The sequence below is a fragment of the Bacteroides zhangwenhongii genome (genome assembly GCF_009193325.2).
GTDB classification, from domain to species: domain Bacteria; phylum Bacteroidota; class Bacteroidia; order Bacteroidales; family Bacteroidaceae; genus Bacteroides; species Bacteroides zhangwenhongii.
The window spans coordinates 3,566,628-3,592,022 of record NZ_CP059856.1 but is presented as its reverse complement, the minus strand read 5'-3'; the positions used below and the strand labels follow the sequence as shown (position 1 = coordinate 3,592,022).

The window sequence follows — 25,395 nt, the reverse complement described above, 5'->3', positions numbered from 1 at the left end:
TGCACCTCTTTCCTTTTTCTATTTAGAAAGAAACTTTCTTATTTCTTATCTTTTTCAATGCCCACCAGCTCAACTTCGAAAATCAAAGTAGAGAACGGTTTGATCTGGCCGCCTGATTCTCTAGCACCGTATGCCAGTTCCTGAGGGATGTAAAGTTCCCATTTAGAACCGACAGGCATCATAGTCAATGCTTCTGTCCAACCTTTGATTACTTGGTTAGCACGGAAAGTAGCCGGTTCTTTACGTTTGTAAGAACTGTCAAATTCTGTTCCGTCAATTAAAGTACCTTTGTAGTTAACTTTCACTTTGCAAGTGTCAGCAGGGATTTCACCTTTACCTTCAGTGATCACTTTGTATTGCAGACCGCTCGGAGTTGTTTTCACACCTTCTTTAGTCTTGTTGTCGGCAAGGAACTTTTCGTTTTCAGCTTTGTAGTCAGCGTATTTTTCAGCCAAAGCTTTTGCTTTGATTGTTTCCATAGCTGTACGGGTATAAGTCTGAGCTTCTTCCATAGTCATCATGCCGCCTTTTTCCAAAGTACCTGCGATGAAACCTGCCATGAAGTTAGCTTTGCTGATTGTTTTAGTAGAGTCGCCGACAAATAACTCCTGGTTGATACCTTTCATCATTTGGTTGCTGATCTGTTGACCGATTTGCAAACCTGCCATGTAAGCGATATCTTTCTTGCTGGTTTTGTTTGCACCTTCGTTCAAACCTTTGATGAAATCTGCCATGTAAGCGGTATCAACATCCAGACGGCCTGTCAGGTAGCCTTTCAAACCTTGAGTCTGAGCCATACCGATAGAATAAGACAGGGAGTCGAGTTCTGTTGACAGATTTGCTTTAGGAGACTGAGCTGTGCAAGAAGCAAGGCTTGCAGCAGCGGCGATTGCCATAAAAATACTAACTTTTTTCATTTTGCTTTGAAATTTTTTATTTATAATACTTCGAGTAATTCTACTTCAAATACGAGTGTGCTGTGAGGAGGAATCATTTCTCCGGCACCTCTTGCGCCATAACCCAGTTCAGACGGAATATACAGTTTCCATTTAGAACCTTCCGGCATCAGTTGCAGTGCTTCAACCCATCCCGGGATTACCTGGTTCACGCCAAATACTGCGGGCTCACCACGCTGAACAGAACTGTCGAACAGTGTTCCGTCAATCAAAGTACCTTCGTAATGGCATTTTACCTGATCGGTAGCCTGAGGCTTTTTGCCTGTACCTTCTTTTATTATTTCGTATTGCAATCCGCTGGGCAGAGTTACTACGCCTGCTCTTTTTTTGTTTTCCTCAAGGAATGCTTTCCCCTGTTCGATAGCGGCGGCACCCATTTTAGCTTCCAGTTCTTCGAAATACTTGTTTACTATTTCGCGGGCTTCCTGATGGCTGATAGCCGTCTGGTTGCCTTCCAATACATCTTTGATAGCTTGTGCGAAGTCGTCTACCGAAAGGTTGGCGATTCCCATACTTGATAAGTTTTGGCCGATTCCGAGACCAATAGAGTAACTGAATTTATCCATATAATGTTTTTTGTTGGCGATTGAAGCGTATTTCATAGTTTTAGCCTTCAATCAATTGCAAATTTATGAATCACAAAAGTACGTGTTTTATTTGAATGATTTAATATTTGGTATTTAAAAATTCTTATATCTGTGAAAGTTAACCGCTTTTTACAAAAGAATTAGTTTTTTTGTTCGTAGGATTTAATCGGTTTATTCTTATTATCTAGGTTGGTTTATGCAGATAATTAATCGTCTGACTGTAGTTTGTTTTTCGTCTAACTATAGTCAGACGAAAGAGTTACTATAGTCAGACGAAAGTTTAACTATAGTCAGACGATTAAATATTAGTATGTTTGATGTTAACTATCTATATCTTTCATCTTAAAGTTCAGTATAAACCGGATTATATTAAGTGTAAGAAAGTTTTCGTTTATTCGATGATTCTGATTACATTTGTGTGGCTATTAAAAAAGAAGGAGGAATAGTAATGAAGAATCTGGTAGTTTTGACGGGTGCGGGTATGAGCGCCGAGAGTGGAATTAGTACATTTCGGGATGCGGGCGGTTTGTGGGATAAATATCCTGTAGAGCAGGTGGCTACTCCTGAAGGTTATCAGCGTGACCCGGCTTTGGTTATTAATTTCTATAATGAGCGTCGGAAACAGCTGTTGGAGGTAAGGCCGAACCGTGGACATGAATTGTTGGCGGAACTGGAGAAAAACTTCCATGTAACGGTGGTGACACAGAATATCGATAACTTGCATGAACGTGCCGGGAGCAGCCATATCATTCATCTGCATGGCGAACTGACGAAAGTGTGTTCCAGTAGAGATCCTCATAATCCCCATTACATAAAAGAGCTGAAACCGGAAGAATATGAAGTGAAGATGGGGGACAAGGCAGGCGACGGCACTCAATTGCGACCTTTTATCGTATGGTTTGGAGAAGCTGTGCCGGAAATTGAAACAGCCATCCAATATGTGGAGAAAGCGGATATTTTCGTTATTATCGGTACGTCGCTTAATGTATATCCTGCAGCGGGGTTGCTTCATTATGTACCGAGAGGAGCAGAGGTGTATCTGATTGATCCGAAACCGGTAGATACGCATACTTCCCGTTCGATACATGTAATTCAGAAGGGAGCTTCTGAAGGAGTGGCTGAATTGAAACAGCTGTTGGGAGTTTGAGAGGTTTTCTCTTCCCGGTTTTATTCCAGTTCGGTGGCAAAAATATGATTGTTCCGGAGTACTTCCGATATTTCGAGTGCAGAGATGTCCCTGCACTCGATTCTTAATATTTTCTCCCAATCCTCAAAGTCCATATTCCATTTGTCTATTTTAGGGAACTTTGCCAAAAGCTCTCCTATAATCCGTAGGCGTTTCGCCCATTAGATTTTTGTCCTATATAGAATACGTAGCCGTAGTATTCTTTATACTTATTATATAGGCTCTCTTCATACCGTTGTCCGGTGATGAGGTCTGCGGCTGCTTCATTTCCTGCATATTCCTTTAAGAAAGCTTCCTGAACCGGGAGCTGGGGAGCATAGAAATGCTCGGTCCAGCAATTTTCCGGTAAAATGAAATGGGCTGTCGGGATATATCCTGCTTTTTCCATTTGCATTATCTTTCTTGGGATCGTATCGATTTCCGGGTAATTGGCCATCCAGAAGTCTTCTATTTCGGAGGGACGTTCAGGGGTGAACCAGGAGGCTTCCGTTACAGCGATAAATCCGTTCTTTTTCAGGAATTTGTTCCATTCGTTCATACCGCGTTCGAATCCTATGTTATAGATAGCGCCTTCGGACCAGATCAGATCGAGTTCTTCCTCTTGAAACGGCAGAGCGTCCATGGAGCCGACGATACCCTTTACTCTGTCTTCACAATGGGCTTCTATTGCATTTTTGTTGAATAGCTCGATAAAGTCGGGGAAAAGGTCGATACCTGTAATTTGTCCTTTCGTATAGTTGGCTAATGCCATTGTCTGACCGCCTGTGCCACAGCCAATGTCGGCTATTCGTGCCTTGTCGGACAGTTCGTTGATGAAGCTTACGGCTTTTTGTGTGACTTCAGGACTTCCGGGACCTTGACGTTTTAATGCCTTGAAGTAATTACATATCAGTGTAAAATCGAATTCGTGGATTGATTTAAAATCGTTACTCATTGTTTTAATGTTTTGGTAGTTTAAAAATTTAGATATAGAAAGTAACTCTGACAAGAGTATGTCAGAAAACATAAGGGATAATCTGTAATGAGGGGAAGGTTTACAGATTATTTACAGAACGGAATCCTTATGGAATGAAAATGAGTTAAACATCCAATTTTTCTTTTAGTTTGTGGCAAAGATAGGGTTTTAGCTGTAAAACTCAATGATAACTTGGTTGAAAAAAGACTGTAAACTTGCATTTTAGCAAGAATAGTCAAATAGGAATATGTTTATATATCCGGTTGTATGGATGAGATTGATCGCCCAAATTGATTGAAACTACATTTTTTGAGTTATTTTTGTCGAATATTAAATACAAATCTCTCATTTAATGTATGATACCGATGAAAAGCAAATTATTACTCACATGTATCCTCCTGTTTTTCTGTTCCTCTTTTCTGTGCGGACAGAATCAATCTTCTAAAGTGGCAAACTCTGTTGAAACGAATAATGGATGCATACGGCACCCGTGGCAAGGAAAAAGAGTGGGATATTTGGGAGACTCTATTACAGATCCCAACTGTTATGGTGACAAGATAAAGAAATACTGGGATTTTCTGCAGGAATGGCTGGGAATCACTCCTTATGTATATGGTATCAGTGGCAGGCAATGGAATGATGTGCCCCGGCAAGCCGAGCAACTGAAGAAAGAACACGGCGGAGAAGTAGATGCTATCGTGATTTTGATGGGTACGAATGATTTTAATGGCGGTGTACCTATTGGAGAATGGTTTATGGAAACAGAAGAACAAGTGATGGCAGCCCGTGGACAAACCCAAAAGCTGGAAACCCGTAAGAAACGTACTCCTATAATGGATGGAAGCACGTATAAGGGACGTATCAACATAGGAATCAATAGACTGAAACAACTCTTCCCGGACAAGCAGATTGTGTTGTTGACCCCGTTGCACCGTTCACTGGCCAATTTTGGAGAAACGAATGTGCAACCGGATGAAAACTACCAGAACAGTTGTGGCGAATATGTGGATGCCTACGTGCAGGCTGTTAAAGAGGCCGGCAATGTGTGGGGAGTCCCCGTGATTGATCTTAATGCGGTGACCGGATTGAATCCGATGGTGGAAGAACAACTGATTTATTTCTACGATGCGGGATATGACCGTTTGCATCCCAGCACGAAAGGACAGATACGCATGGCACGAACGCTGATGTATCAGTTGCTTGCGTTGCCTGTTATGCTTTAGGCTACCGATGGATAACCGCTCGGAACACAAACCATGCATGATGTATCGTGGTACTGCTCCATCCATAATGCTTTGCCATAATGCGGAATCTCTCTTTGAGGGATGCTTTCCGGTTCCGGGTGGTCATGCCCTCGTCCAGATAGTCGATGATTGTCAGGTGAGTGTTGTGCAAAGTACGTGCTTTTTTCATGATGCGGATGCACCAGTCGAAGTCAGCGGAGAAACGGTACTGCAAATCATACGGCTCTACCAACGTGTGGCGGGGGAAGAATGCCTGATGGCAGACCAACATCCCTTGTTTAAAGCTTTTCCACGTTAAAGTCTCCGGAGCGGATAGCCTGCGCATACGTAGGAAATGACCGTTCTTGTCTACGATGGCTGTTTCTCCATAAAGTACATCAGGAAGTTCGTTGCCGATGATGGTATGTATCATTTGCTGTAATGTATTATCTTCGTGGAAGCAGTCGCCTGCGTTCAGAAAGCAAAGGTAATCACCGGTGGCAAGAGAGATTCCTTTATTCATGGCGTCGTATAATCCTTTGTCCGGCTCGCTGACGACAGTGTGTATCCGCGAACGGTACCGGTCGATGATAGATAAGGTCTTATCTTCAGATCCCCCGTCTACGATAATATATTCGACGTGATGATAGGTTTGTGAGATGACACTTAGAATGGTGTCCTCCAATACCTTCTCGGCGTTGTATGTTACCGTGATGATTGAGAATTTCGGAGTGGGATGGACGCTATGCATATTTTCCTGTTATTTTGTTATAGATATCCGTATATCTTTTGGCAACGATACTCTCCGAATAGTTACCCAATACCTTGCGGCGGGCTTGTTCTGAGAGTTCGCTGTATTCCGGTTCTGTCAATATCCAGTGAATACCGTTGGCAAAATCTTCCGAAGACTTGTATTGTGCCACGTAGCCATTGTGCAGATGGTCTATCATTTCGGGAATGCCGCCTACATTGAATCCTACGCACGGCACTCCGCATGCCATCGCTTCCATAATCATGTTAGGCAGATTCTCTTCCAGCGACGGGATGGCGAAAATATCTACTGAGTTGTATATATTCACTAATTCATGCTCATTCTTGATGTAAGGAAGTGAGTGTACACGAAAGGGAAGCAGAGCCTGTAACTGTTGGGATTGGTTGCCGAACGCAACTACCTCCAATGAATCTTTCCATTCCGGATGTTTTTCTGCCAGCATTTTGCAGGACTCAATTAAATATTCGACTCCTTTCCGCTTATCGGTAATCTTTACCGAACCGAACAGAATTAGTTTTTTGTTTTGCGGCAACATACATTTCGTACGTGCCTCCTCCTTCTTTTGTGGTTTGAAGAGATTCGTGTTAATGGCGTTCGGAATATTGACAATCTCTTTTCCTGCAAGCAATGCACTACTTTGTGCTTGTTCTTTCAGCCAATGACTGCAAGTGACGAAATGAATCGGGGCATGAGCATAAAGTTCTTGTTTGTTGCGGAAAGTGCGATATGACAGATCCTTCCGGCCTCCTTCCTTATATATATAGGGGCAGTGATGGCATTCCTTCCGGTATTTGGTACATTCCCGTGCATAGTGGCAGATACCGGTACAAGGCCACATATCATGCATTGTCCATACTACAGGCTTGCCGGATGACAATATCTTTCGGATATCTTTCAATGAGAGCATTCCCTGATTGACCCAGTGAAGGTGGATGACATCCGCCTGACGGAACTCCGGAAGTGACGTAATGTCCGTGCCGGTATTCGCTATATCTACATCAAACATATGATTCCGGTGAAAACGGTTGGCACTCCAGATGACAAGACGTTCCCACATGAATTTCCATACTTGCAACCAGCTTCTGTTCAACCCGACAACACTAATCTGGTCGGTCTGTTTGTCACGTACCAACATTTTAGCTTTGATACCGTTGTTTTTCAGCGATTCCATCAGACGGCTTGCCGCAACGGCCGGACCGCCCATCTTCTCAGAAGTATTAATAATCAGTATTCTCATTTTCTAAAGTTTGCTTGCCAGCAGGTTTGTATACAGATTGATATATTGTCCGGCTACTACCTTGCCCGAATATTTAGTCATTACTTCGTTTCTCATTGTTTCCGGTGACACCCGTTCTTTCCCTTCGGTAAGTCCCCATTTTATTCCGTCGGCCAGACTTTCCGCCGACTGATAGTCAGCCAAGTATCCATTCTCTTTATGGCGGATGATGTCTGCTTGCCCGCTGTTGCCGAACGAAACAGGCAGGCAACCGCAAGATTGGGCTTCAATCAGTGTTTGCCCGAAGGTTTCGTAGAGCGAGGCGGACACTGCGACATCGGCTGCCGAATAGATTTGAGAAAGCTCCTCCGCTTGGCTTACCCAGCCCATGTCGGTGTAACTGACAGGAATCAACGGAAGAATCTGTTGGGGGTATTTGGTCTTTCCGAAGAATATGAGATGCAACTCTTCACTCCGGAAGTCTTTTCGTCGGATTAAAAGGCGAATGGCCTCCATCAACGTTGGGAATCCTTTTATCGGATCATCAATACGGGCAGCCCCGAACACGATAATCCGTTTGTCAGGAAGAGATAATGCTTGTCGGCATTCTACTTTATTAAGTATCCGGAAGTTGTTCAGTGAGAGCGTGTTCGGTATCACTGTGACCGGCTTGCCTTTGAGTAGTGTGCTTTGGCGTACTTGTGAGGCGAGCCAATTACTTACTGTAACGATATTTATTCTTGCCGGAGAGAGTATGCTCTGTTTTTTCTTGAAGACGCGGTGAGACAAGTCGTTGTTCCCGGGAAAACGGAGAAAGTGGCAGTTTCCGCATTCGTTTTTGAATGATTCGCAAGAGTAGGAATAATGGCAGATGGAGGTACATTCCCACATGTCGTGCATCGTCCAGACAACAGGTTTGCCGGAGGTGATGACTTGTTGAATATTGTGCAAGGACAGCATGCCCTGATTGATCCAATGCAAGTGAATGATATCTGCCTCTTTGAAAAACGGAAGCCGGGTGACATCGAACCCCGTATTGGCAATGGATACCCTAAAAAGATTCTTCCGGCTGAAAAGATTATTTGCCCAAATAATGAGACGTTCCCAGATAAACGTGAACTTTCTTTGCCAAGACTTACCGACGGTATGTACTTTATCGGAGTGGCTCGTTTTGTGCAGTACCAACATCCCGGTGTCTATTCCGGCACCGTTGAGCGATTCCATCAGACGGTTTGCTGCGATAGCCGCACCGCCCATTCGTTCGGAAGTATTGATGATTAGTACTCTCATGCGCATAAAAGTTTATGCAAATGTACGCTTTTCGTTGCAAATCTATGGTTGCTTGCGATAAGTTTTTACCGTAGTAGTTAAGATTTGCGATAATTCGCGGCTGTAATGTTCTAAATTATATTCCCGTTCTGCCAGTTTCCGACCGTTGGCTCCCATTTGCTGTGCTTCTTCAGGATGGGTGTAGAGGTAACGGATGGCTTGTTTCCATCCTTCCGTATCATTATAGTCTACATAGATACCTGCTCCTTCTTTTTCGATGTCCATTTGAAATTTAGGATTACGTGAGCAAATCACCGGGAGTCCTAATGCAAAAGCTTCTACCAGTGTGGTGAGTCCCACGGTGTAGGGGGTGTCAAGGCAGCAGATGACTACTACTTTTGAATGTGCTACTTCTGTGGCGAGCTTGTGTGGGATGATACCGCCCGTGAAATGTATCCGTATGTTGGTATATGGTATATATTTTTTTAGTAAAAGCTCATAGTTCTTGTCTCCGGCGGCAGGTGTGGTAAACACATCGAGGGGAAACCCTGTTTCGGCAAATGCTTTTAACAAGGTGGTGAAGTCACGATTCTCTTTCCCGGTAGTGATAAACGTCTTTTCCGGTTCTTCTTCGTTTGCGGCTGGAAGGTGCTGTTTCAGATAGTCATAGAAATCAAGGTCGGCTCCCCAATGTATAAGGTGCAACTGACCGGCGTTGACTTTGCCTGATTTTAAAGAGTCCTCAATTAACGTCTGACTGAAAAAGAACATTTTATCGATACCTCTGTAATAAAAGCGGGAAATCAAATTCTTCAGTTTGTTGGAGTTTCGGACTACGGCTTGATGGTGCCAGATAGCAATGGGTTTGCGATACAATCCGAACGCACGTAAGAAGATAATAAGCTCTAGTCCGTAAAAGGAGGTACCATACAAAAGGTCGTACGGTTCTTTGCAACGTATGATTTCAAAGAAATTGTAGAGTGAGAACCGTATACGGGATGCGAAATGACGGTAATGGTGGAGTATCGGGTGAATACCGTGTTTACTGAAATGAGTGAGCCCATATAATATATGTCCGGGGTGTAAATGGTTCTTCCATTCGTCCAATGCTTCTTGTATGGGGCGTGTGTGATAATAGTATATTTTCATGCGCCGAAGTCTCCTTTCAAGGTACGTTTAATTCGTCGGATCGCTTTGGCCATAAAGCAATTTGTGCGGTGGTAATAGCGTGCGAATGCTTCTCTGGCTTTTTCATTTTCTTCTATTGGCGACCATTTTTCTATTGGGAGCGGTTTCATCCATAAGGTGGAACTGTATAAACCTCCACCGCCGCAGTTGGTGCCGCTTCCATCGAAACCGATGTTCTGAATAAGTGAACGTCCGGTGTTTAACGAGAGGATATCTGCTAGAAACAGGCTGGCATTCCAGCGGATGGCCCATGAATTATTTTTCCCTTCGATTTGGCGTCTCAGCATTCGTGTGAAAGGATAATTCCCGTTGAGGTCAAATCTCCGTGTGAGGTTACGTTCTTCCAATTGGCGGAGCAGCTCTTTCCCGTCGGGATTGAAATATTTCCATGCTCTGTCCCAAGTAGCCCACCCCCAGCTTCCGGTAAACTTGATAAGAAATGTATCGGGCAGGGAAGGGTCGTTGGTGAAATCACAAGCTTGTATGTGACCGACGCGTGGCTCGTCTTTGTAAGTCTCAAGTGCGTCGTTCATAAATTGTAGGAAGTAAGGTGCTGTAATCAAGTCGTCTTCCATTACGATAACCTGCCCGAAGCGACTGACTTGTGTAGTAACTCCGTCAATGATATTACGCGCAAGTCCCCAGTTCTCTTTCCGTTCGATGAGGGTGATGCTCTTAAATCCTGTTATCTTATGGATATAGTTGCGGACTTCAGTTACAGCTGCCTCGTCTGTGTCCTTGCGGGCTGCATCGGAATAGATGTAGAGCTCACTTTCGGCGGCGAGTGTGTTGTTTTGAAGTGTCTCCATCGTTTGTTTTAAATGTTCCGGACGATTGTACACGAACAGCAATATGGGAGCGTATTTTGTCATTATGTTATTTGGTTTTTGTTACTAGTTCAATAATTTTGCTGCCGAAGTACTGCCAAGCGTTTTCATCGAGAAATTGCCTATATCCAACTAGTGAGGCTTTTTCTTTTTTATGGTCTGAGAGGATGACGGCAATATCATCCAGACTTTTAAATGTGTGAACGTTTAATAGACTGTTGTGGCTGTAATCGATGAATGATCCGGTGGCTGGTCCTATTACCTTTGCCCCGAAAGAAAGGGAATCCATTAATACTCCCGAACTTAATACAGAATCGGGACAGTAAGGAATGAGTACAAAACGGGAGCAGGCTACGTAATTACTTAGCTTTTCAAACGATGGACTTTCAGGGATGATTTTGACATAATCAGGTGCTTTGTCCTGCAATTCTTTCAACAAAGGGGCGGAGGCACATCGTCCGATAATGCAGACATTGGGGTGTTGCTCCGGATGGTTACGTAGGTATGAAAGATATTCATGTATACCTTTATAGCGTGAGATAGTACCCCATATCAGCAAATCATAAAGAATATTATTCTCGGCAGGTAACTGTCGGGGAAGTCGATTGATGGTAGGATGGTGCAGAAAATGAACTTTTCCGCTGGCTTGCGGATATCTCTGCCGGATGATTTCCAGCCCTTCGGTAGCGTGTGTAAGTATTAAATCCGCTTTCCGGGCGATGAAACGCATGAGGAATTTTTTCATGCCTGTATACCCGTCATTGTGTGGTTTTTTGTTGTGCAGTACCCATACGATTTTCTTCTTTGCCAATTTGAGTACTGTTACGAAACAGATTGCCGTGACAGCTTGTAAAAGTCCGTATTTGAAATCAGGAATACTTTCAAACCAATTGAAGATAATCACGTCTCCCCATCGTTTGGGAGGCAATATGCTAAGAAGCGGGTTTCGGTGTGGAGGATTGATAACAGTACTTTCTCCTTCACGGTTCAAGGAAGCGATGAAATTCTCTATATAGGGATTGCTTTTTTCGTTAGGGTTTTGCCTTAAACGCGGAAATACAGTAAATGTTATCATATTCCTAAGTCATTAATGGATGGCAAATTTACTACAATCTCGGATAAAATACAAGGGAGTGAAAAAAGACTTGATGCATGATTGCAAAAAACGTGTATGGGGATAAAGTTGTTTATGCTGAATGCAACAGACGCAACAGGCTTTCAGAATTCCAACAATACTGCCTGTCTTCATATACCGAATTGTTCGGATGGTATATTTCTGCCTGAATGGATAGCTGCTGACAGCTTGAAAATATCTTTTTGTAACATTGCGCTGTAAGTGGTTGCTTAGGCTTTTCAGAGCAGTTTGCAGTCCTTCCCATGCATTGTACTTTTGTTCCGTATGGTAGGAAGTGGCTTGAGGATGTCTACGCCAATAGACCAGTCCTTCGTCAATGAACTCTATTGGTCCGGAGACAACGGCAGCCAACATTAGCAAGGAGTCATAGGAGATGTTATTCTCTTGTTTCACAACTTGCTGGAAAATGGGTAGGATATTGCGGTGGAAGAAACATTCGTGTCCCGGGACATATGGTTTCATTAATAGATAAAGCTCGTTGTAAAGTACATTAGATTTGTTCTTTTTTCCCATGGTCTGTTGGATATCCATGGTGAATAGGTAAGAGTTATGAAAAAGTAGAGAATGATTTTTTGCGTGGTTCATCAGAATCTCTATCTTATCCGGTCGCCAGATATCATCTTGGTCGGAAGAGGCGATATATTCACCTTCAGCTTTGGTGAAGGCGGATGAAAAATTGTAATTGAATCCTAGTGGTGCCTCGTTAATATAGAGTTTGACACGTGGGTCTTGTTTTTGATATGCTTCAATAATTGTTACTGTACGATCGGTAGAACAATCGTCTTGTATGATCAATTCATGGATGGGATAGGTTTGGCACAATATAGAATCTATTTGCTGTTCAAGATATTTATCTCCGTTATAGGTACACATAACGACTGAAATGGAAACCGGTGAGCTCGGATTAATATTCATATTTTTGAATTTGTGTAAATACTGTCTGCAAAAATAGCCAAAGAATAATAAACTTGTTTACTTTTGTGTTGGAAATGAATATATGATTATGGAAAAGATAATATTAGTGCCGGTGGGAGGATTAGCTAATCGTATGCGCGCTGTAGCTTCTGCCGTTACCTTGACATATAGAGTAAGGAGAAAGTTGGAAGTACTATGGTTCCGTGATTGGGGACTGAATGCTCCCTTTTTCAAAGTGTTTGAGGAACCGGAGTTGATGAATATATCCTTTTCGGAGACTTCTTGCAAACATTTGCTTATGTATGACCGTCCTCGCAGGCGTAATTTTTATCTTCCGAAACTTTTTCAGAAATTGTTGTTTGAGGATTGTCTGTATGAAAGGGATGTACGTGCTCTTTGTTATAAGGAGTCGGAGCTGGAAGAGTGGGCATCTCAAAGTGGACGGTTGTATATTGCTACTTGTGACCAGTTTGCGAATTACAGTACAAATTTACTTCGTTCTTTGTTTCATCCTGTCGCTTCCGTTTGTGAGGAAGTCGAACGCCGTTTTTGTTACTTTTCCAAGCATACGGTAGGTGTACATATTCGTCGTGCAGATCATACGGTAGCCATCCGTCAAAGTCCATTGGATTTGTTTTTTACACAGTTGGACAAAGAAAGTGACATGTATGATGATTTGTGCATCTATCTGGCAACTGATTCGGAAGAGGTGAAACAGCAGTTACGCAATCGTTATGGTGGCAGGGTGCATACGGCTGAGGCGGTTTCTGATCGTGGCTCGATTTCCGGAATTAAGGATGCTGTAGCCGATATGTATACACTGTCACGCACTCAAAAGATTTATGGATCTTCAGGCAGTTCTTTTTCGGAACTGGCTGCCCAATTAGGAGATATTCCCCTGCAAATACTTCGTGTTTAGATTTTCTTTCTTATAAATTCAATGCACTCACGGAATATCACGGATTGTAATTTCCATAAAATCAGAGCGTACAAAGATACTACCAGCACTATTTTTATGAGTAAGGATAAATATAGATTTCGGATTCCGAGAGTGATATAATAAGCGGAGGCAGTCAATGTGGCTGCTAATAAGAAATAAGGAGCGATATCCTTGAGTACGCAGGATAGAGTCAAAGGTATTTCTCTTTTGACGAAGAAATACCAGACAAAAAGCCATAAGATATTGATGGTAATGAACAGATAAATCATCATTGTGATACCATAAGGATAGCTGAGACATGCTGTGATAAGTTGCAAAATGCTGAGTGTGATATTGCAGAACATAAACACGGAAGAACGTCCCCGGCTGACCAATAGGTTTGAGAACAGGTTATTAATAGGGATAAACGCACCCCAGATACAGAGCAACTGCATCATTTGGGCGGAAACGAGCCATTTGTCAGTAATGGTAATCACGATGAACTCTTTGGATACAATGCTGAGGCCGAACATGGCAGGGAAAGAGATAAATGCGGTGAAGCGCAGCATTTTACGGAATACGGCTACCTGACGCTGGGTGTCTTCCGTTATGCTTGCTAATACGGGCTGGGCTACTCCGTTAATCATTCCTGTGATTAAGGAATGTCCCATGTTATTCCATTTGTTTGCTTGGCTGAAATCTCCTACTGCCTGCTTGGTATAGAATTTCCCTAATAGTACGGAGAACAGGTTGTTGTTGATAGTCATGAATATGTTGGTAATTAACATTTTACTACTAAAACCGAACATCTCTTTTATAGGAGAAAAGTCGAAATGGAAGCTAGGCATCCATTTGGCGAAGTACCAATTGAGTATAACGACAACTGCTACGTATACAAGTGATTGTATGGCTATGCCCCAATAGGCAAATCCATTTACGGCAAGGACTATTGCTGTAATACCGGATAATGTAAGTGAGGAAAGGGAAATAATCGTATTTTCTTTCACTTTGAGGTTGCGGAAAAGGATGGCGCGTGGAGCGATCCCTAAACTAGCGATAAAAAAACTTAGGAAAGCCAGCCGGGAAAGGGGGACTAATTCCGGCGTACGGTAAAACTCGGCAATCAGTGGAGCCGACAGGTAGAGTAATATATATAAGATGGCGCTACAGGAAACACTAAACCAGAATACGGCATTGTAATCTTTGTCCGAAGCATTTTTACGGTTGACCAGAGCGGAGATGAAACCGCTTTCCTGCAGGATGTTGGCTATCGTTGAAAAGATGGTCAGCATACCGATCATACCATAATCGGAGCGTGACAACAGACGAGCCAGAACAATTCCGAAAAGAAGTCCCAGCAACTGCTGTAAGCTGTTGCTGAGTCCTCCCCAAAATAATCCTTTGGCTGTCTTTTGTCTCAGTGATTGCTCTTCGCCCATTTTTTATTTTACTTCGCTGCCTGGCTTTACCTCCCGTCCCGGCATAATAACAGCCAAACTGCCATCATTATTTTCGGCGCTCAGAATCATTCCTTCGCTGACGATACCTTTCAGTTTGCGCGGGGCAAGATTGGCGATGAAGCAAACCTGTTTGCCTACCAGCTCTTCCGGTTGATAGTGTTTGGCAATGCCCGATACGATAGTACGTGTTTCCAGTCCGTCGTCGATTTTGAATTGCAACAACTTATCTGCCTTTGGTACTTTCTGGCATTCGAGGATAGTACCTACACGGATGTCCAATTTCGTGAAATCATCGAACTCGATGTTCGGACGAATCGGATTGGCTTTGTAGTTCGCTTCTTCGTTTGCTTTTTTAGTATCAAGCAACTTCTGTACTTGTGCTTCGATAGTAGCGTCTTCGATCTTTTCAAATAGCAGTTCCGGCTTATTCAACTGATGGCCTACGGGCAGCAGATTGTCTTTTCCTAGTTCAGCCCATTCGAATGTGTCCATATTCAGCATCTTACGGAGTTTCTCCGAACTGAACGGCAGGAACGGATCAAAAGCGATGGCGAGGTTGGCAACCAGCTGTAGGGAAATGTTCAAGATAGTGCCTACACGCTCCATATCTGTTTTGGCCAATTTCCACGGTTCTGTGTCGGCCAGATATTTGTTACCGATACGTGCCAGATTCATGGCTTCTTTCTGTGCATCGCGGAATTTGAAAATGTCGAGCAGTTTCTCCACTTCTGCTTTTACGTCTGCGAATTCTTTCAGAGTTTCCTTGTCATAGTCAGTCAATTCGCCCTGTGCAGGTACTTTTCCGTCAAAGTACTTTTGGGTAAGTACCATGGCACGATTCACAAAGTTGCCATATACAGCGACCAGCTCGTTATTATTGCGTGCCTGGAAGTCTTTCCAGGTGAAGTCATTGTCTTTTGTTTCCGGTGCATTGGCGGTCAGTACATAGCGGAGTACGTCTTGCTTTCCGGGAAAATCGGCCAGATATTCGTGCAGCCATACAGCCCAATTGCGGGAAGTGGAAATTTTATCTCCTTCCAGGTTCAGGAATTCGTTGCTCGGCACGTTGTCCGGCAGAATGTAACTGCCTTCAGCTTTCAGCATTGCAGGGAATACGATGCAATGGAATACGATGTTGTCCTTGCCGATGAAGTGAATCAAACGGGTTTCAGGATCCTTCCACCATGTTTCCCAACTATCGGGAAGTAGTTCTTTGGTATTGGAAATATATCCGATAGGCGCGTCAAACCATACGTACAAAACTTTTCCTTCTGCTCCTTCTACGGGAACGGGGATTCCCCAATCGAGGTCGCGGCTTACGGCACGTGGTTGCAAGCCCATGTCGAGCCAGCTTTTGCATTGACCGTATACGTTGGGACGCCATTCTTTATGATCTTCCAGAATCCATTTGCGCAGCCATGACTCATGTTTGTCGAGGGGAAGATACCAATGCTTGGTTTCTTTCATTACCGGCTTGCTCCCGCTGATGGCGCTTTTCGGATTAATAAGATCTGTCGGAGAGAGTGAAGTACCGCATTTCTCACATTGGTCGCCGTATGCTCCTTCCGAGTGGCAGTGAGGACATTCTCCGGTGATATAACGGTCGGCGAGGAATGTTTTAGCTTCTTCATCGTAGTATTGTTCGGACGTTTTTTCGATAAATTCTCCTTTGTCGTACAATGTTTTGAAGAAGTCCGAAGCTAGTTGGTGATGGGTCGGTGAACTGGTGCGGCTATACACGTCGAATGAGATTCCGAATTCCTCGAATGACTTTTTAATCAAGGAATGGTAACGGTCTACTACATCCTGCGGGGTGATTCCTTCCTTCTTGGCACGGATCGTGATAGGCACTCCGTGTTCGTCCGAACCGCCGATGAATAATACATCTTCTTTTTTCAGGCGCAGATAGCGTACATAAATATCTGCGGGTACGTATACACCGGCCAGATGACCGATGTGGACAGGTCCGTTCGCATAGGGCAATGCCGATGTGACGGTGGTTCTTTTGAATTTCTTTTCCATTGTATCGTGTGATTTTATTGTTTTCAGCTTTGTAATGTGCAAAGATAATGACTTTTCTTTCTTTTTTCCCGTAAGAAAGAATATATTTGTATTCAAGTTAAACGAAAATTAGAGTATGATATGATAACAACCCAGTTGCTGCGCCCTGAGAGCATTGTTGTAGTAGGGGCTTCGAATAATGTACATAAGCCGGGTGGCGCAATATTAAAGAACCTGATAAACGGCGGTTATCAGGGAGAACTTCGGGCTGTGAACCCAAAAGAGAAAGAAGTGCAGGGAGTTCCTGCTTTTGCGGATGTGCAGGACGTGCCTGATACGGACCTTGCGGTATTGGCGGTTCCTGCTTCAATGTGTCCTGGCATTGTAGAAACATTGGCTGGTCGGAAGCATACCCGGGCTTTTATCATACTTTCTGCCGGCTTTGGTGAGGAGACTCATGAGGGGGCATTGTTGGAAGAACGTATTCTGGAAACTGTAAACAAATATGGTGCGTCGTTGATAGGACCTAACTGCATCGGATTGATGAATACTTGGCACCATAGTGTGTTCAGTCAACCAATTCCAAATTTAAATCCGAAAGGAGTGGATCTTATCTCCAGTTCGGGTGCTACAGCCGTATTCATTTTGGAAAGCGCGGTGACTAAAGGATTGCAGTTCAATTCTGTATGGTCGGTAGGAAACGCCAAACAGATTGGGGTGGAGGATGTATTACAGTTTATGGATGAGAACTTCGATTCTGAAAATGATTCACGAATCAAATTGCTCTATATTGAAAGTATCCAAAATCCGGACCGATTATTGTTCCATGCTTCTTCATTGATAAGAAAAGGGTGTAAGATTGCAGCGATTAAGGCGGGAAGCTCGGAAAGTGGAAGCCGTGCGGCTTCTTCGCATACGGGAGCTATCGCCAGCTCGGATTCTGCTGTTGAGGCTTTGTTTCGTAAAGCGGGAATTGTACGTTGTTTCTCACGTGAGGAGCTGACTACCGTCGGTTGTGTGTTTACCTTGCCCGAACTGAAGGGAAAGAATTTTGCGATTATCACTCATGCCGGAGGTCCCGGAGTAATGCTGACGGATGCGTTGAGCAAGGGGGGGCTGAATGTGCCGAAGTTAGAAGGTAACCTGGCAGAAGAACTGAAAGCGCAACTCTTTCCGGGAGCTGCTGTTGGTAATCCGATTGATATTCTTGCTACGGGAACCCCGGAACATCTGCGTCTTTGTATTGACTATTGTGAAGAGAAATTTGAGAATATAGATGCTGTGATGGCCATTTTTGGAACTCCGGGACTAGTCACTATGTTCGAGATGTACGATGTGCTTCATGAGAAAATGCAGGTTTGCAGTAAACCGATTTTCCCGATACTTCCTTCCATCAATACTGCCGGAGCGGAAGTGGCAGCGTTCCTTGCTAAAGGTCACGTGAACTTTTCGGATGAGGTCACATTAGGGACTGCTCTTTCCCGCATTGTGAATGCTCCTAAACCGGCAGTTCCTGAAATAGAACTGTTCGGAGTGGATGTTCCAAGAATTCGGCGGATCATTGATTCTATTCCGGATGACGGATATATCGCGCCTCATCATGTACAAGCTTTGCTTCATGCAGCCGGTATTCCGCTTGTAGATGAATTTGTGTCGGATAATAAGGAAGAAGTGGTGGCTTTTGCCCGTCGTTGCGGATTTCCGGTGGTGGCAAAAGTCGTTGGACCTGTGCATAAATCGGATGTTGGCGGGGTCGTGTTGAATATCAAGAGTGAGCAACATTTGTCTCTGGAGTTTGACCGTATGATGCAAATAGCCGATGCGAAAGCAATCATGGTACAGCCAATGCTGAAAGGTACGGAACTTTTCATTGGAGCGAAATATGAGGAGAAGTTCGGGCATGTGGTCCTTTGTGGTCTGGGAGGTATTTTTGTGGAAGTGCTGAAGGATGTCTCTTCGGGTTTGGCTCCGCTTTCTTATGAAGAGGCTTATTCGATGATTCATTCGCTGAGGGCTTATAAAATCATACAGGGGACACGTGGGCAAAAGGGGGTGAATGAGGATAAGTTTGCGGAAATCATTGTTCGTTTGTCTACCTTGCTCCGTTTTGCGACAGAGATTAAAGAAATGGATATAAACCCGCTTTTGGCAACTGAGAAGGCGGTTGTGGCGGTTGACGCACGTATTCGAATAGAGAAATAGGACTATTTTATTATTCATTGAGACGTAATTGCTATCTTTCTTTTGTTATTTTGCCTACATTTGGTAATTCAAACAGAAAGCTAGAAAACACGTAATATGAAGAAGACTTTACTACTTTTAATCTGTCTTGTTTGTTACTCGGGCATTTGCCATGCACAAGTGGCGAATGAACATTATTATTTCAAAAATCTGAGTGTACAAAACGGATTATCCCAAAATACAGTCAATGCGATTTTGCAGGATAAGCAAGGATTCATGTGGTTCGGTACGAAGGATGGACTGAACCGGTATGACGGTTTGTCGTTCCGTAAATTCAAACATGATAATCGTAGTCGGCAAAGCATTGGCAATAATTTTATTACGGCTCTCTATGAGGATGCGGAGGGAAATATCTGGATAGGAACAGATGTGGGGCTCTACGTTTATTATCCGGAGAAAGATTCTTTTTTGCACTTTACCGAACTCAGTCTGGAGGGTACAAGAGTAGAACACACAGTAACTGCAATATCCGGTGATAATCAGGGATGCGTCTGGATGGCTGTAGAGTCACAAGGATTGTTCTGCTATGATTTGGAAAAGGACCAACTTCGGAATCATACATTAAAGGATTTTTCTTTTCTTACCAGCAATGTGCAGACTTTTGCTTTTGATAATAGCGGAACGCTTTGGATTGGCTGTTACGGTGACGGACTTTTCTATTCGAAAGACCGCTTGAAAACACTTCATCCCTATCTGTCTCCTGTGGATAAACAAGAAACTTATGCGAACGATGTTGTGATATGCCTCGCGAAAGGTGCGTACAATTGCCTGTATGTAGGTTCATTGAAAGGAGGGGTGAAGGAGCTGAATCTGACTTCGAATAAATTACATGACTTGCTTTCGGTGGATGAAGGTGGAGAGTCTGTATTCTGCCGTGAATTGCTGGTGGCTTCTGACAATGAACTTTGGATTGGCGCAGAGTCGGGGCTTTATATTTATAATCTCCGGACGGGCAAGTATGTTCATTTGCGTAGTTCGATTAACGATCCGTACTCTTTGTCAGATAATGCTATTTATTCTTTGTGCAAAGACCGCGAAGGTGGTATCTGGATTGGTTCTTACTTCGGTGGGATAAACTATTATCCCCGTTTCTATACGAATTTTGAGAAATATTATCCAAAAGGAGCAGCGAACGGGTTGCAGGGGAAACGTGTACGTGAGTTTTGTCAGGATAATCAGGGTATTTTGTGGATTGGTACGGAAGATGGAGGCTTGAATCGTTTTAATCCTAAAACAAAGACTTTCTCTTTCTTCACACCGAGCAATGCTTTTACAAATGTACATGGGTTGTGTATGGTTGGTGATAACCTTTGGGTAGGAACTTTCTCAAAGGGAGTGAAAGTGGTGGATACGCGGACGGGAGCTATTGTAAAAACGTATCTGAAAACAGAGTCACCTTATTCGTTAGTGGATAATAGTGTTTTTTCTATTTGCCGGACAACGACGGGAGATATTTATTTAGGTACTTTATTTGGTTTGTTGCGCTATAATAAACAGTTGGATGGTTTTGACCGGATACCGGAACTGAATGGAAAGTTTGTATATGATATAAAAGAAGATTCCGGTGGTAACCTCTGGCTTGCAACTTATGCAAATGGTGCTTATTGTTATAATGTAAACGAGAAAAGATGGAAAAACTATTTGCATGATGAAAATAATCCGAAAAGTCTACCCTATGATAAAGTGGTAAGTATCTTTGAGGATTCACATCGTCAGGTGTGGCTGACTACTCAAGGTGGAGGCTTCTGCTGTTTTCACTCGGATACGGAGACTTTCACCAATTATAGTTTGGCTGACGGATTGCCGAACGATGTGGTTTATCAGATTGTGGAGGATAAAGAAGGGTTCTTTTGGCTGACTACCAATAATGGTCTGGTATGCTTTCAGCCGGCTACGGGTGGAATGAAAGTATATACAACTTCCAACGGTTTGTTGGGAGATCAGTTTAACTATCGATCGAGTTTTGAGACGGAGGATGGAACGATCTATTTAGGAAGTATTGATGGCTTTGTAGCGTTTAATCCGAAGACTTTTTCGGAGAACAAGTCTCTTCCTTCTGTTGTGATTACGGATTTTCTGTTGTTTGGTAAGGAAGTGTTTGTGGGTGATCCGGGAGCTCCGTTGGAGAAAAGTATCACGTTCTCTGATGAAATCGTACTTCGGGCCAATCAGAATTCTTTCTCTTTTCGGGTAACTGCATTGGACTTTCAGGCTCCGAAAATGAGTAAGATCATGTATAAGTTGGATGGTTTTGATACAGATTGGTTGACGGTCGGTGAAAGTCCTATCGTTACTTATTCCAATTTGCGTTATGGCAATTATATATTTAAGGTTAAGGTGTCTAATAGTGATGGGGTATGGAATGAAGAAGGAGTATCATTAAAGGTACAGATATTACCTCCTTTTTATCTTTCAATTTGTGCTTATTTCATATATGCTTTGTTGATAATAGGTTGCTCTCTGTATGCGGTTATGTATTTCAAGAGACGTAGTAATTACAAACATCGTCGGCAGATGGAGAAGTTTGAACAGGAAAAGGAGCGTGAGGTATATCATGCAAAGATTGACTTCTTTACGAATGTGGCCCACGAGATACGCACTCCGTTGACATTGATAAAAGGTCCGTTGGAAAATATTATATTAAAGAAACAGGTGGATGCAGAAACTCGGGAAGATTTGAATGTCATGAAACAGAATACGGAACGGCTGCTGAATCTGGTTAATCAATTACTTGATTTCCGTAAAACGGAAAGTCAGGGGTTCCGCTTGAACTTTACTGAATGCAATGTTACGGAAATCTTGAAAGAAACTCATAAACGCTTTACCTCTTTGGCAAAGCAGAAAGGGTTGAATTTTGTTTTGAATGTACCTGAACAGGATTTTTATGCACATATCAATCAGGAAGCATTTACGAAAATTATCAGTAACTTGTTGAATAATGCAGTGAAATATGCGGAAAGTTACGTGCATATATCGCTGGAAGTGCCGGATACAGATGATGATAAATCTTTCCGTATTCGTACAGATAATGATGGTGTGATTATCCCAGACGAGATGAAAGAGAAGATCTTTAAACCTTTTGCCCGCTTTAATGAGAAAGAAGATGGAAAGGTGACTACTGGAACGGGGATCGGACTGGCTCTTTCCCGTTCATTAGCTGAATTGCACCAGGGAACTCTTGCTATGGAAAAAGGGGAGAAAAGTAATATTTTCTGCCTGACTTTACCAATTATACAGGATATGACCATTACATTGACACCGGAAGTCGAAATGGATAAAATGAAAGAAGCTCCTGCAGAACATATTGACAAAAAAGATAATAGACCAACTATATTAGTCGTAGAGGACAATCCGGATATGCTTTCCTTTGTTGTACGCCAATTGTCAAAAGAATATATGGTATTGACAGCTACCAATGGGATGGAAGGATTGCAGCTACTGGATGGCAACTATGTGAATTTGGTGGTTAGTGATGTAGTAATGCCAGTTATGGATGGTTTTGAACTGTGTAAGACGATTAAGTCGGATTTGAATTATAGCCATATTCCAATTATTTTGTTGACAGCGAAGACAAATATTCAGTCTAAGATAGAAGGGATGGAGTTGGGAGCCGACGCATATATCGAAAAACCGTTCTCAGTGGAGTATTTGCAGGCTTGTGCTTCCAATCTTATTCAGAATCGGGAAAAATTGCGTCGGACTTTTGCGAAATCTCCTTTTGTGGCTGCTAATACAATGGCATTGACAAAAGCGGATGAAGAATTTATAAAGAAACTAAATGAGGTCATCCAAATCAATTATACTAATCCGGAGTTCAGTATGGATGATATGGCAGATAATCTAAATATGAGTCGTTCTAATTTTTATCGGAAAATAAAAGGAGTACTAGATTTGAGTCCGAATGAATATCTTCGTTTGGAACGTTTGAAGAGGGCTGCTCAATTGTTGAAAGATGGTGAGAATAGGATAAGTGAGATTTGTTATATGGTTGGATTTAATTCTCCTTCTTATTTCGCCAAATGTTTTCAAAAACAATTCGGGGTATCTCCCAAAGACTTTGCTAGCTAATGCCTGTTATTTGGCTCATTTCTTCGAGGGAAAACATTGATGCGGCTATAGCACATAGTGTGGTTCCTTATGTGGGATTGTTACCGTGTATTGCTTCATCACCACCATACATACCTTGTGATTGCCCGTGGAATTGCCGGACGGCACCTAAATCTAATAGAAAAGAATCTCCAGTCAGATTATAAAGCCAGTAGACAATTTGTAAATTTTTACAAGCACGATATTTTGTCTAGAAGGCCTAGTTTCCTAGCGGCTGACTGGGAAGAGTCTGCAGTTGATAGCGAAAATAGCGTGTCATAAAATTTATAACTCGTTTGTCTTTAGTTGCCGAATAATATTTTTTAGGAACTTTAAAAACAACCATTCTAGGCCACCGTTGTAGTCCTTTTTCGGGGGATAACTGCTAGAAGGGCTGAAAAAAATATCGGAGTGTTGGCTTTGTAAGGCCCATTTCACCCATGATTGGACTTTCTGCTTTAGAAGGCTATTATCCATAATGTAGGTCAATGGCAATATTCCATCGATCCAGTAAGGACCACGTTAAAATAGTGAATCTTATATTGGTTGATATATTCATGGTGACGTTGAGTGAGATAATTTATAATATTGCTTATTCTACATAATCGATCCAAACTTTCATCTTGCCGGGAAAACGGTTATCCCATGCATAATAGGGGATGAATTGATAGCTTGTACTGTCTGCAGCAGTAGCTGTTATACTTATGATACCGTTTAATAATTGGGGGGTGAAAGTTGCTTTATAGTCCATCGATGGGGATATGGTAGCTTTATTATATAACGGGTTGTCGACTTCCTCCATACAATACACTAATGGACCTCGTTGTAGACAACGTTTGCCGATGTTGGCTTTTACACGTGGGTTTGCTGACATTACTTTTATAGGCATTGGCATATCAAATGTGATACTATCGTTGGCATTCCAGCTTCGTTCTATTAACAAATACCCCCTTTCTTGCTTTGCTCTATATTCTTTCCCGTTGACAGCTAATGTGTACTTATCACACCATCCGGGTAATCGTAGTTTGATAGTGAAAGTTTGGTTTTGTGAGGGATTTACGCGTAATGTAACTTTGCCTTTCCATGGGTAGTCGGTCGTTTGGCTTATGTCTACGGGTATATTGTTAATATTAACGGTTGTTGTGCTACCAATATATAAGTTTATCCACAGGGCATTGGATGAAGTTGCATAAATATAATTACCGACAGAAGGCAGGAAACGTGAGATTTGGCTTGGGCAGCAGGCTGTACCGTACCAGGCTTTGCGGTGATGCGATCCGTCGGATTCGAGCGGATTAACATAAAAGAAGTGATCTGCGGACAGAGAGATGCCTGCTAAAGCTCCATTGTACATAGATTTTTCTAGTATATCAATATATTTACTGTCTCCTTTCAACATATTCATTCGTTGATTCCAGAATACCATGCCGACGGATGCGCAAGTCTCGCAATAAGCTTCGGCATTGGGCAGATCGTAATCTTCCGTAAAACCTTCATTCTTGCGAGAGGAACCAATACCTCCTGTTATGTACATTTTAGTGTTAACAACGTCATCCCAAAGACGATCTAATGCTTGTATGTAAGTTGTATCTTCGGTAATAGAAGCCAAGTCAGCCATTCCTGTAAACATATACATAGCTCGTACTGCATGGCCATTAATCTTGGATAGTTGAGCTACTGGCTTTAAGTCTTGATAATAATCCTTGTTTTCCCAGTCTCCTAGATTCTGTCCGCGTTGTTCAAGTAGCCAGTGGGAAAGATGCAGATACCGTTGATCTTTAGTCGCACGGTAAAGTTTTACCAATGCTAGTTCAATTTCTTGATGGCCAGGTACCCATTTCTTTTTCTGTTCTCCGAAGGTTTTATCTATATGGTCAGCATATTTGATTGCAATGTCCAATAAAGTTTTTTTGCCCGTAGCGTTATAATAGGCTATGGCAGCTTCTATTAAGTGTCCACAACAGTACATTTCATGTTTATCCATATTTGTCCAGCGTTGGTTTAGATCATTTAGAATAAAATAAGTCATTAGATAACCGTCTTTCTGCTGCGCAGAAGCTATTTTGGCGATAATCTCATCTAACTTCTCTTCTAGTCCATTGTTTGGGTGATTCATTAGAGAATAGGCACATCCTTCTATCATTTTATAGAGGTCCGAATCATCGTATACCAGCCCTTTAAATTCTCCTGTTTCTAGTCCTCCTGCAATAGCAAAGTTTTTAATTCGTTGTGTTTCTATTTCGCATTGGCGAATACATGCAGGTAATGTCGTTTCTGCATGTTTATTGATTCTCGGAAGCCAAAAACTGTCTTTTATTTTTACTTTTGAAAAATCTACTGGTTCATTCTTTTGAAAAGGAATTTCTGTTTGTGATGTATTGCATGAGAATATTCCTAATGCAAATATTGGTAAGAAAACTAATTGCTTTATTTTTTTCATGATGTTCCTTTTATTATTT

The 25,395-nt window shown here is 42.6% G+C and carries 19 protein-coding genes and 1 pseudogene; 5 read left to right on the top strand and 15 right to left on the bottom strand.

Annotation, left to right across the window (positions count from 1 at the left end; translation table 11 throughout):
• Nucleotides 1-38: 38 nt before the first annotated feature.
• Together GD630_RS14370 and GD630_RS14365 are read right to left on the bottom strand one after the other, a co-directional pair.
• Nucleotides 39-917: an FKBP-type peptidyl-prolyl cis-trans isomerase gene (locus tag GD630_RS14370; RefSeq protein WP_143866317.1), complete on the bottom strand. Its 879-nt coding sequence runs from the start codon at nt 915-917 to the stop codon at nt 39-41.
• A 20-nt stretch (nt 918-937) separates the two neighbouring features.
• A complete protein-coding gene (locus tag GD630_RS14365) occupies nt 938-1,522 on the bottom strand; it encodes an FKBP-type peptidyl-prolyl cis-trans isomerase (RefSeq protein ID WP_055279380.1) in 585 nt (194 codons plus the stop codon).
• Between the two features lie 469 nt (nt 1,523-1,991).
• Here GD630_RS14365 and GD630_RS14360 point away from each other — a divergent pair, with 469 nt between their 5' ends.
• Nucleotides 1,992-2,690, top strand: a complete 699-nt coding sequence (locus GD630_RS14360) for an SIR2 family NAD-dependent protein deacylase (RefSeq protein WP_143866344.1) — start codon at nt 1,992-1,994, stop codon at nt 2,688-2,690.
• A gap of 20 nt (nt 2,691-2,710) precedes the next feature.
• Here the strand turns inward: GD630_RS14360 and GD630_RS14355 are convergent, their stop codons facing one another.
• Both GD630_RS14355 and GD630_RS14350 read right to left on the bottom strand, forming a co-directional pair.
• Nucleotides 2,711-2,857, bottom strand: coding sequence for a hypothetical protein (locus GD630_RS14355; RefSeq protein ID WP_182505625.1), 147 nt, complete (start codon nt 2,855-2,857; stop codon nt 2,711-2,713).
• Nucleotides 2,858-2,865: 8 nt separating this feature from the next.
• The gene (locus tag GD630_RS14350; RefSeq protein WP_143866315.1) at nt 2,866-3,663 is read right to left on the bottom strand and encodes a class I SAM-dependent methyltransferase; all 798 of its coding nucleotides are present in this window, start codon (nt 3,661-3,663) and stop codon (nt 2,866-2,868) included.
• A gap of 386 nt (nt 3,664-4,049) precedes the next feature.
• Here GD630_RS14350 and GD630_RS14345 point away from each other — a divergent pair, with 386 nt between their 5' ends.
• Complete coding sequence (locus GD630_RS14345; RefSeq protein WP_143866313.1) at nt 4,050-4,907, top strand: SGNH/GDSL hydrolase family protein; 858 nt, start codon at nt 4,050-4,052, stop codon at nt 4,905-4,907.
• Between the two features lies 1 nt (nt 4,908).
• Here GD630_RS14345 and GD630_RS14340 read toward each other — a convergent pair whose 3' ends face one another.
• The 7 genes from GD630_RS14340 to GD630_RS14310 are packed head-to-tail and all read right to left on the bottom strand — an operon-like array spanning nt 4,909 to nt 12,229.
• The gene (locus GD630_RS14340) at nt 4,909-5,658 is read right to left on the bottom strand and encodes a glycosyltransferase family 2 protein (protein WP_143866311.1); all 750 of its coding nucleotides are present in this window, start codon (nt 5,656-5,658) and stop codon (nt 4,909-4,911) included.
• A complete protein-coding gene (locus GD630_RS14335; protein ID WP_143866309.1) occupies nt 5,651-6,916 on the bottom strand; it encodes a glycosyltransferase family 4 protein in 1,266 nt (421 codons plus the stop codon). Before GD630_RS14335 ends, GD630_RS14340 begins: the two co-directional genes overlap by 8 nt.
• A gap of 3 nt (nt 6,917-6,919) precedes the next feature.
• Nucleotides 6,920-8,185, bottom strand: coding sequence for a glycosyltransferase (locus tag GD630_RS14330; RefSeq protein ID WP_143866307.1), 1,266 nt, complete (start codon nt 8,183-8,185; stop codon nt 6,920-6,922).
• A gap of 42 nt (nt 8,186-8,227) precedes the next feature.
• A complete protein-coding gene (locus tag GD630_RS14325; protein WP_143866305.1) occupies nt 8,228-9,313 on the bottom strand; it encodes a glycosyltransferase in 1,086 nt (361 codons plus the stop codon).
• Nucleotides 9,310-10,224 (bottom strand): glycosyltransferase, encoded by a 915-nt coding sequence (locus tag GD630_RS14320; RefSeq protein WP_143866303.1) that lies wholly within the window; start codon nt 10,222-10,224, stop codon nt 9,310-9,312. Before GD630_RS14320 ends, GD630_RS14325 begins: the two co-directional genes overlap by 4 nt.
• A 4-nt stretch (nt 10,225-10,228) precedes the next feature.
• Nucleotides 10,229-11,254 carry a glycosyltransferase family protein gene (locus GD630_RS14315; protein WP_143866301.1) on the bottom strand — a complete coding sequence of 342 codons (1,026 nt, stop codon included), beginning with the start codon at nt 11,252-11,254 and terminating at the stop codon, nt 10,229-10,231.
• Between the two features lie 12 nt (nt 11,255-11,266).
• Entirely contained in the window at nt 11,267-12,229 is a 963-nt protein-coding gene (locus GD630_RS14310; RefSeq protein WP_143866299.1) for a glycosyltransferase, read from the bottom strand.
• A gap of 88 nt (nt 12,230-12,317) precedes the next feature.
• On the opposite strand from GD630_RS14310, the gene GD630_RS14305 reads away from it, so the two are divergent.
• Nucleotides 12,318-13,148 (top strand): O-fucosyltransferase family protein, encoded by an 831-nt coding sequence (locus GD630_RS14305; protein ID WP_007762192.1) that lies wholly within the window; start codon nt 12,318-12,320, stop codon nt 13,146-13,148.
• Here GD630_RS14305 and GD630_RS14300 read toward each other — a convergent pair.
• Nucleotides 13,145-14,587, bottom strand: a complete 1,443-nt coding sequence (locus GD630_RS14300) for a lipopolysaccharide biosynthesis protein (protein WP_143866297.1) — start codon at nt 14,585-14,587, stop codon at nt 13,145-13,147. The genes GD630_RS14305 and GD630_RS14300 overlap by 4 nt on opposite strands.
• A 3-nt stretch (nt 14,588-14,590) precedes the next feature.
• A complete protein-coding gene (gene metG, locus GD630_RS14295; protein WP_143866295.1) occupies nt 14,591-16,630 on the bottom strand; it encodes a methionine--tRNA ligase in 2,040 nt (679 codons plus the stop codon).
• A 120-nt stretch (nt 16,631-16,750) separates the two neighbouring features.
• Between metG and GD630_RS14290 the strand changes: the two genes are divergently transcribed.
• Together GD630_RS14290 and GD630_RS14285 are read left to right on the top strand one after the other, a co-directional pair.
• On the top strand, nt 16,751-18,811 hold the full coding sequence (locus GD630_RS14290) for an acetate--CoA ligase family protein (protein WP_143866293.1): 2,061 nt from the start codon (nt 16,751-16,753) through the stop codon (nt 18,809-18,811).
• Nucleotides 18,812-18,907: 96 nt separating this feature from the next.
• The gene (locus GD630_RS14285; RefSeq protein WP_143866291.1) at nt 18,908-22,918 is read left to right on the top strand and encodes a hybrid sensor histidine kinase/response regulator transcription factor; all 4,011 of its coding nucleotides are present in this window, start codon (nt 18,908-18,910) and stop codon (nt 22,916-22,918) included.
• Between the two features lies 1 nt (nt 22,919).
• Here the strand turns inward: GD630_RS14285 and GD630_RS21370 are convergent.
• Both GD630_RS21370 and GD630_RS14280 read right to left on the bottom strand, forming a co-directional pair.
• A pseudogene (locus GD630_RS21370) lies at nt 22,920-23,458 on the bottom strand (beta-L-arabinofuranosidase domain-containing protein); the annotation flags it as partial.
• A 70-nt stretch (nt 23,459-23,528) separates the two neighbouring features.
• Nucleotides 23,529-25,367: a glycoside hydrolase family 127 protein gene (locus GD630_RS14280; protein WP_394368260.1), complete on the bottom strand. Its 1,839-nt coding sequence runs from the start codon at nt 25,365-25,367 to the stop codon at nt 23,529-23,531.
• Nucleotides 25,368-25,395: the final 28 nt, after the last annotated feature.

Coding starts and splice junctions, on each gene's coding strand:
- GD630_RS14360 (WP_143866344.1), top strand. CDS start 1,992: ATGAAGAATCTGGTAGTTTTGACGGGTGCGGGTATGAGCGCCGAGAGT.
- GD630_RS14335 (WP_143866309.1), bottom strand. CDS start 6,916: ATGAGAATACTGATTATTAATACTTCTGAGAAGATGGGCGGTCCGGCC.
- metG (WP_143866295.1), bottom strand. CDS start 16,630: ATGGAAAAGAAATTCAAAAGAACCACCGTCACATCGGCATTGCCCTAT.
- GD630_RS14330 (WP_143866307.1), bottom strand. CDS start 8,185: ATGAGAGTACTAATCATCAATACTTCCGAACGAATGGGCGGTGCGGCT.
- GD630_RS14300 (WP_143866297.1), bottom strand. CDS start 14,587: ATGGGCGAAGAGCAATCACTGAGACAAAAGACAGCCAAAGGATTATTT.
- GD630_RS14310 (WP_143866299.1), bottom strand. CDS start 12,229: ATGAATATTAATCCGAGCTCACCGGTTTCCATTTCAGTCGTTATGTGT.
- GD630_RS14315 (WP_143866301.1), bottom strand. CDS start 11,254: ATGATAACATTTACTGTATTTCCGCGTTTAAGGCAAAACCCTAACGAA.
- GD630_RS14365 (WP_055279380.1), bottom strand. CDS start 1,522: ATGGATAAATTCAGTTACTCTATTGGTCTCGGAATCGGCCAAAACTTA.
- GD630_RS14350 (WP_143866315.1), bottom strand. CDS start 3,663: ATGAGTAACGATTTTAAATCAATCCACGAATTCGATTTTACACTGATA.
- GD630_RS14345 (WP_143866313.1), top strand. CDS start 4,050: ATGAAAAGCAAATTATTACTCACATGTATCCTCCTGTTTTTCTGTTCC.
- GD630_RS14370 (WP_143866317.1), bottom strand. CDS start 917: ATGAAAAAAGTTAGTATTTTTATGGCAATCGCCGCTGCTGCAAGCCTT.
- GD630_RS14305 (WP_007762192.1), top strand. CDS start 12,318: ATGGAAAAGATAATATTAGTGCCGGTGGGAGGATTAGCTAATCGTATG.
- GD630_RS14325 (WP_143866305.1), bottom strand. CDS start 9,313: ATGAAAATATACTATTATCACACACGCCCCATACAAGAAGCATTGGAC.
- GD630_RS14285 (WP_143866291.1), top strand. CDS start 18,908: ATGAAGAAGACTTTACTACTTTTAATCTGTCTTGTTTGTTACTCGGGC.
- GD630_RS14320 (WP_143866303.1), bottom strand. CDS start 10,224: ATGACAAAATACGCTCCCATATTGCTGTTCGTGTACAATCGTCCGGAA.
- GD630_RS14290 (WP_143866293.1), top strand. CDS start 16,751: ATGATAACAACCCAGTTGCTGCGCCCTGAGAGCATTGTTGTAGTAGGG.
- GD630_RS14340 (WP_143866311.1), bottom strand. CDS start 5,658: ATGCATAGCGTCCATCCCACTCCGAAATTCTCAATCATCACGGTAACA.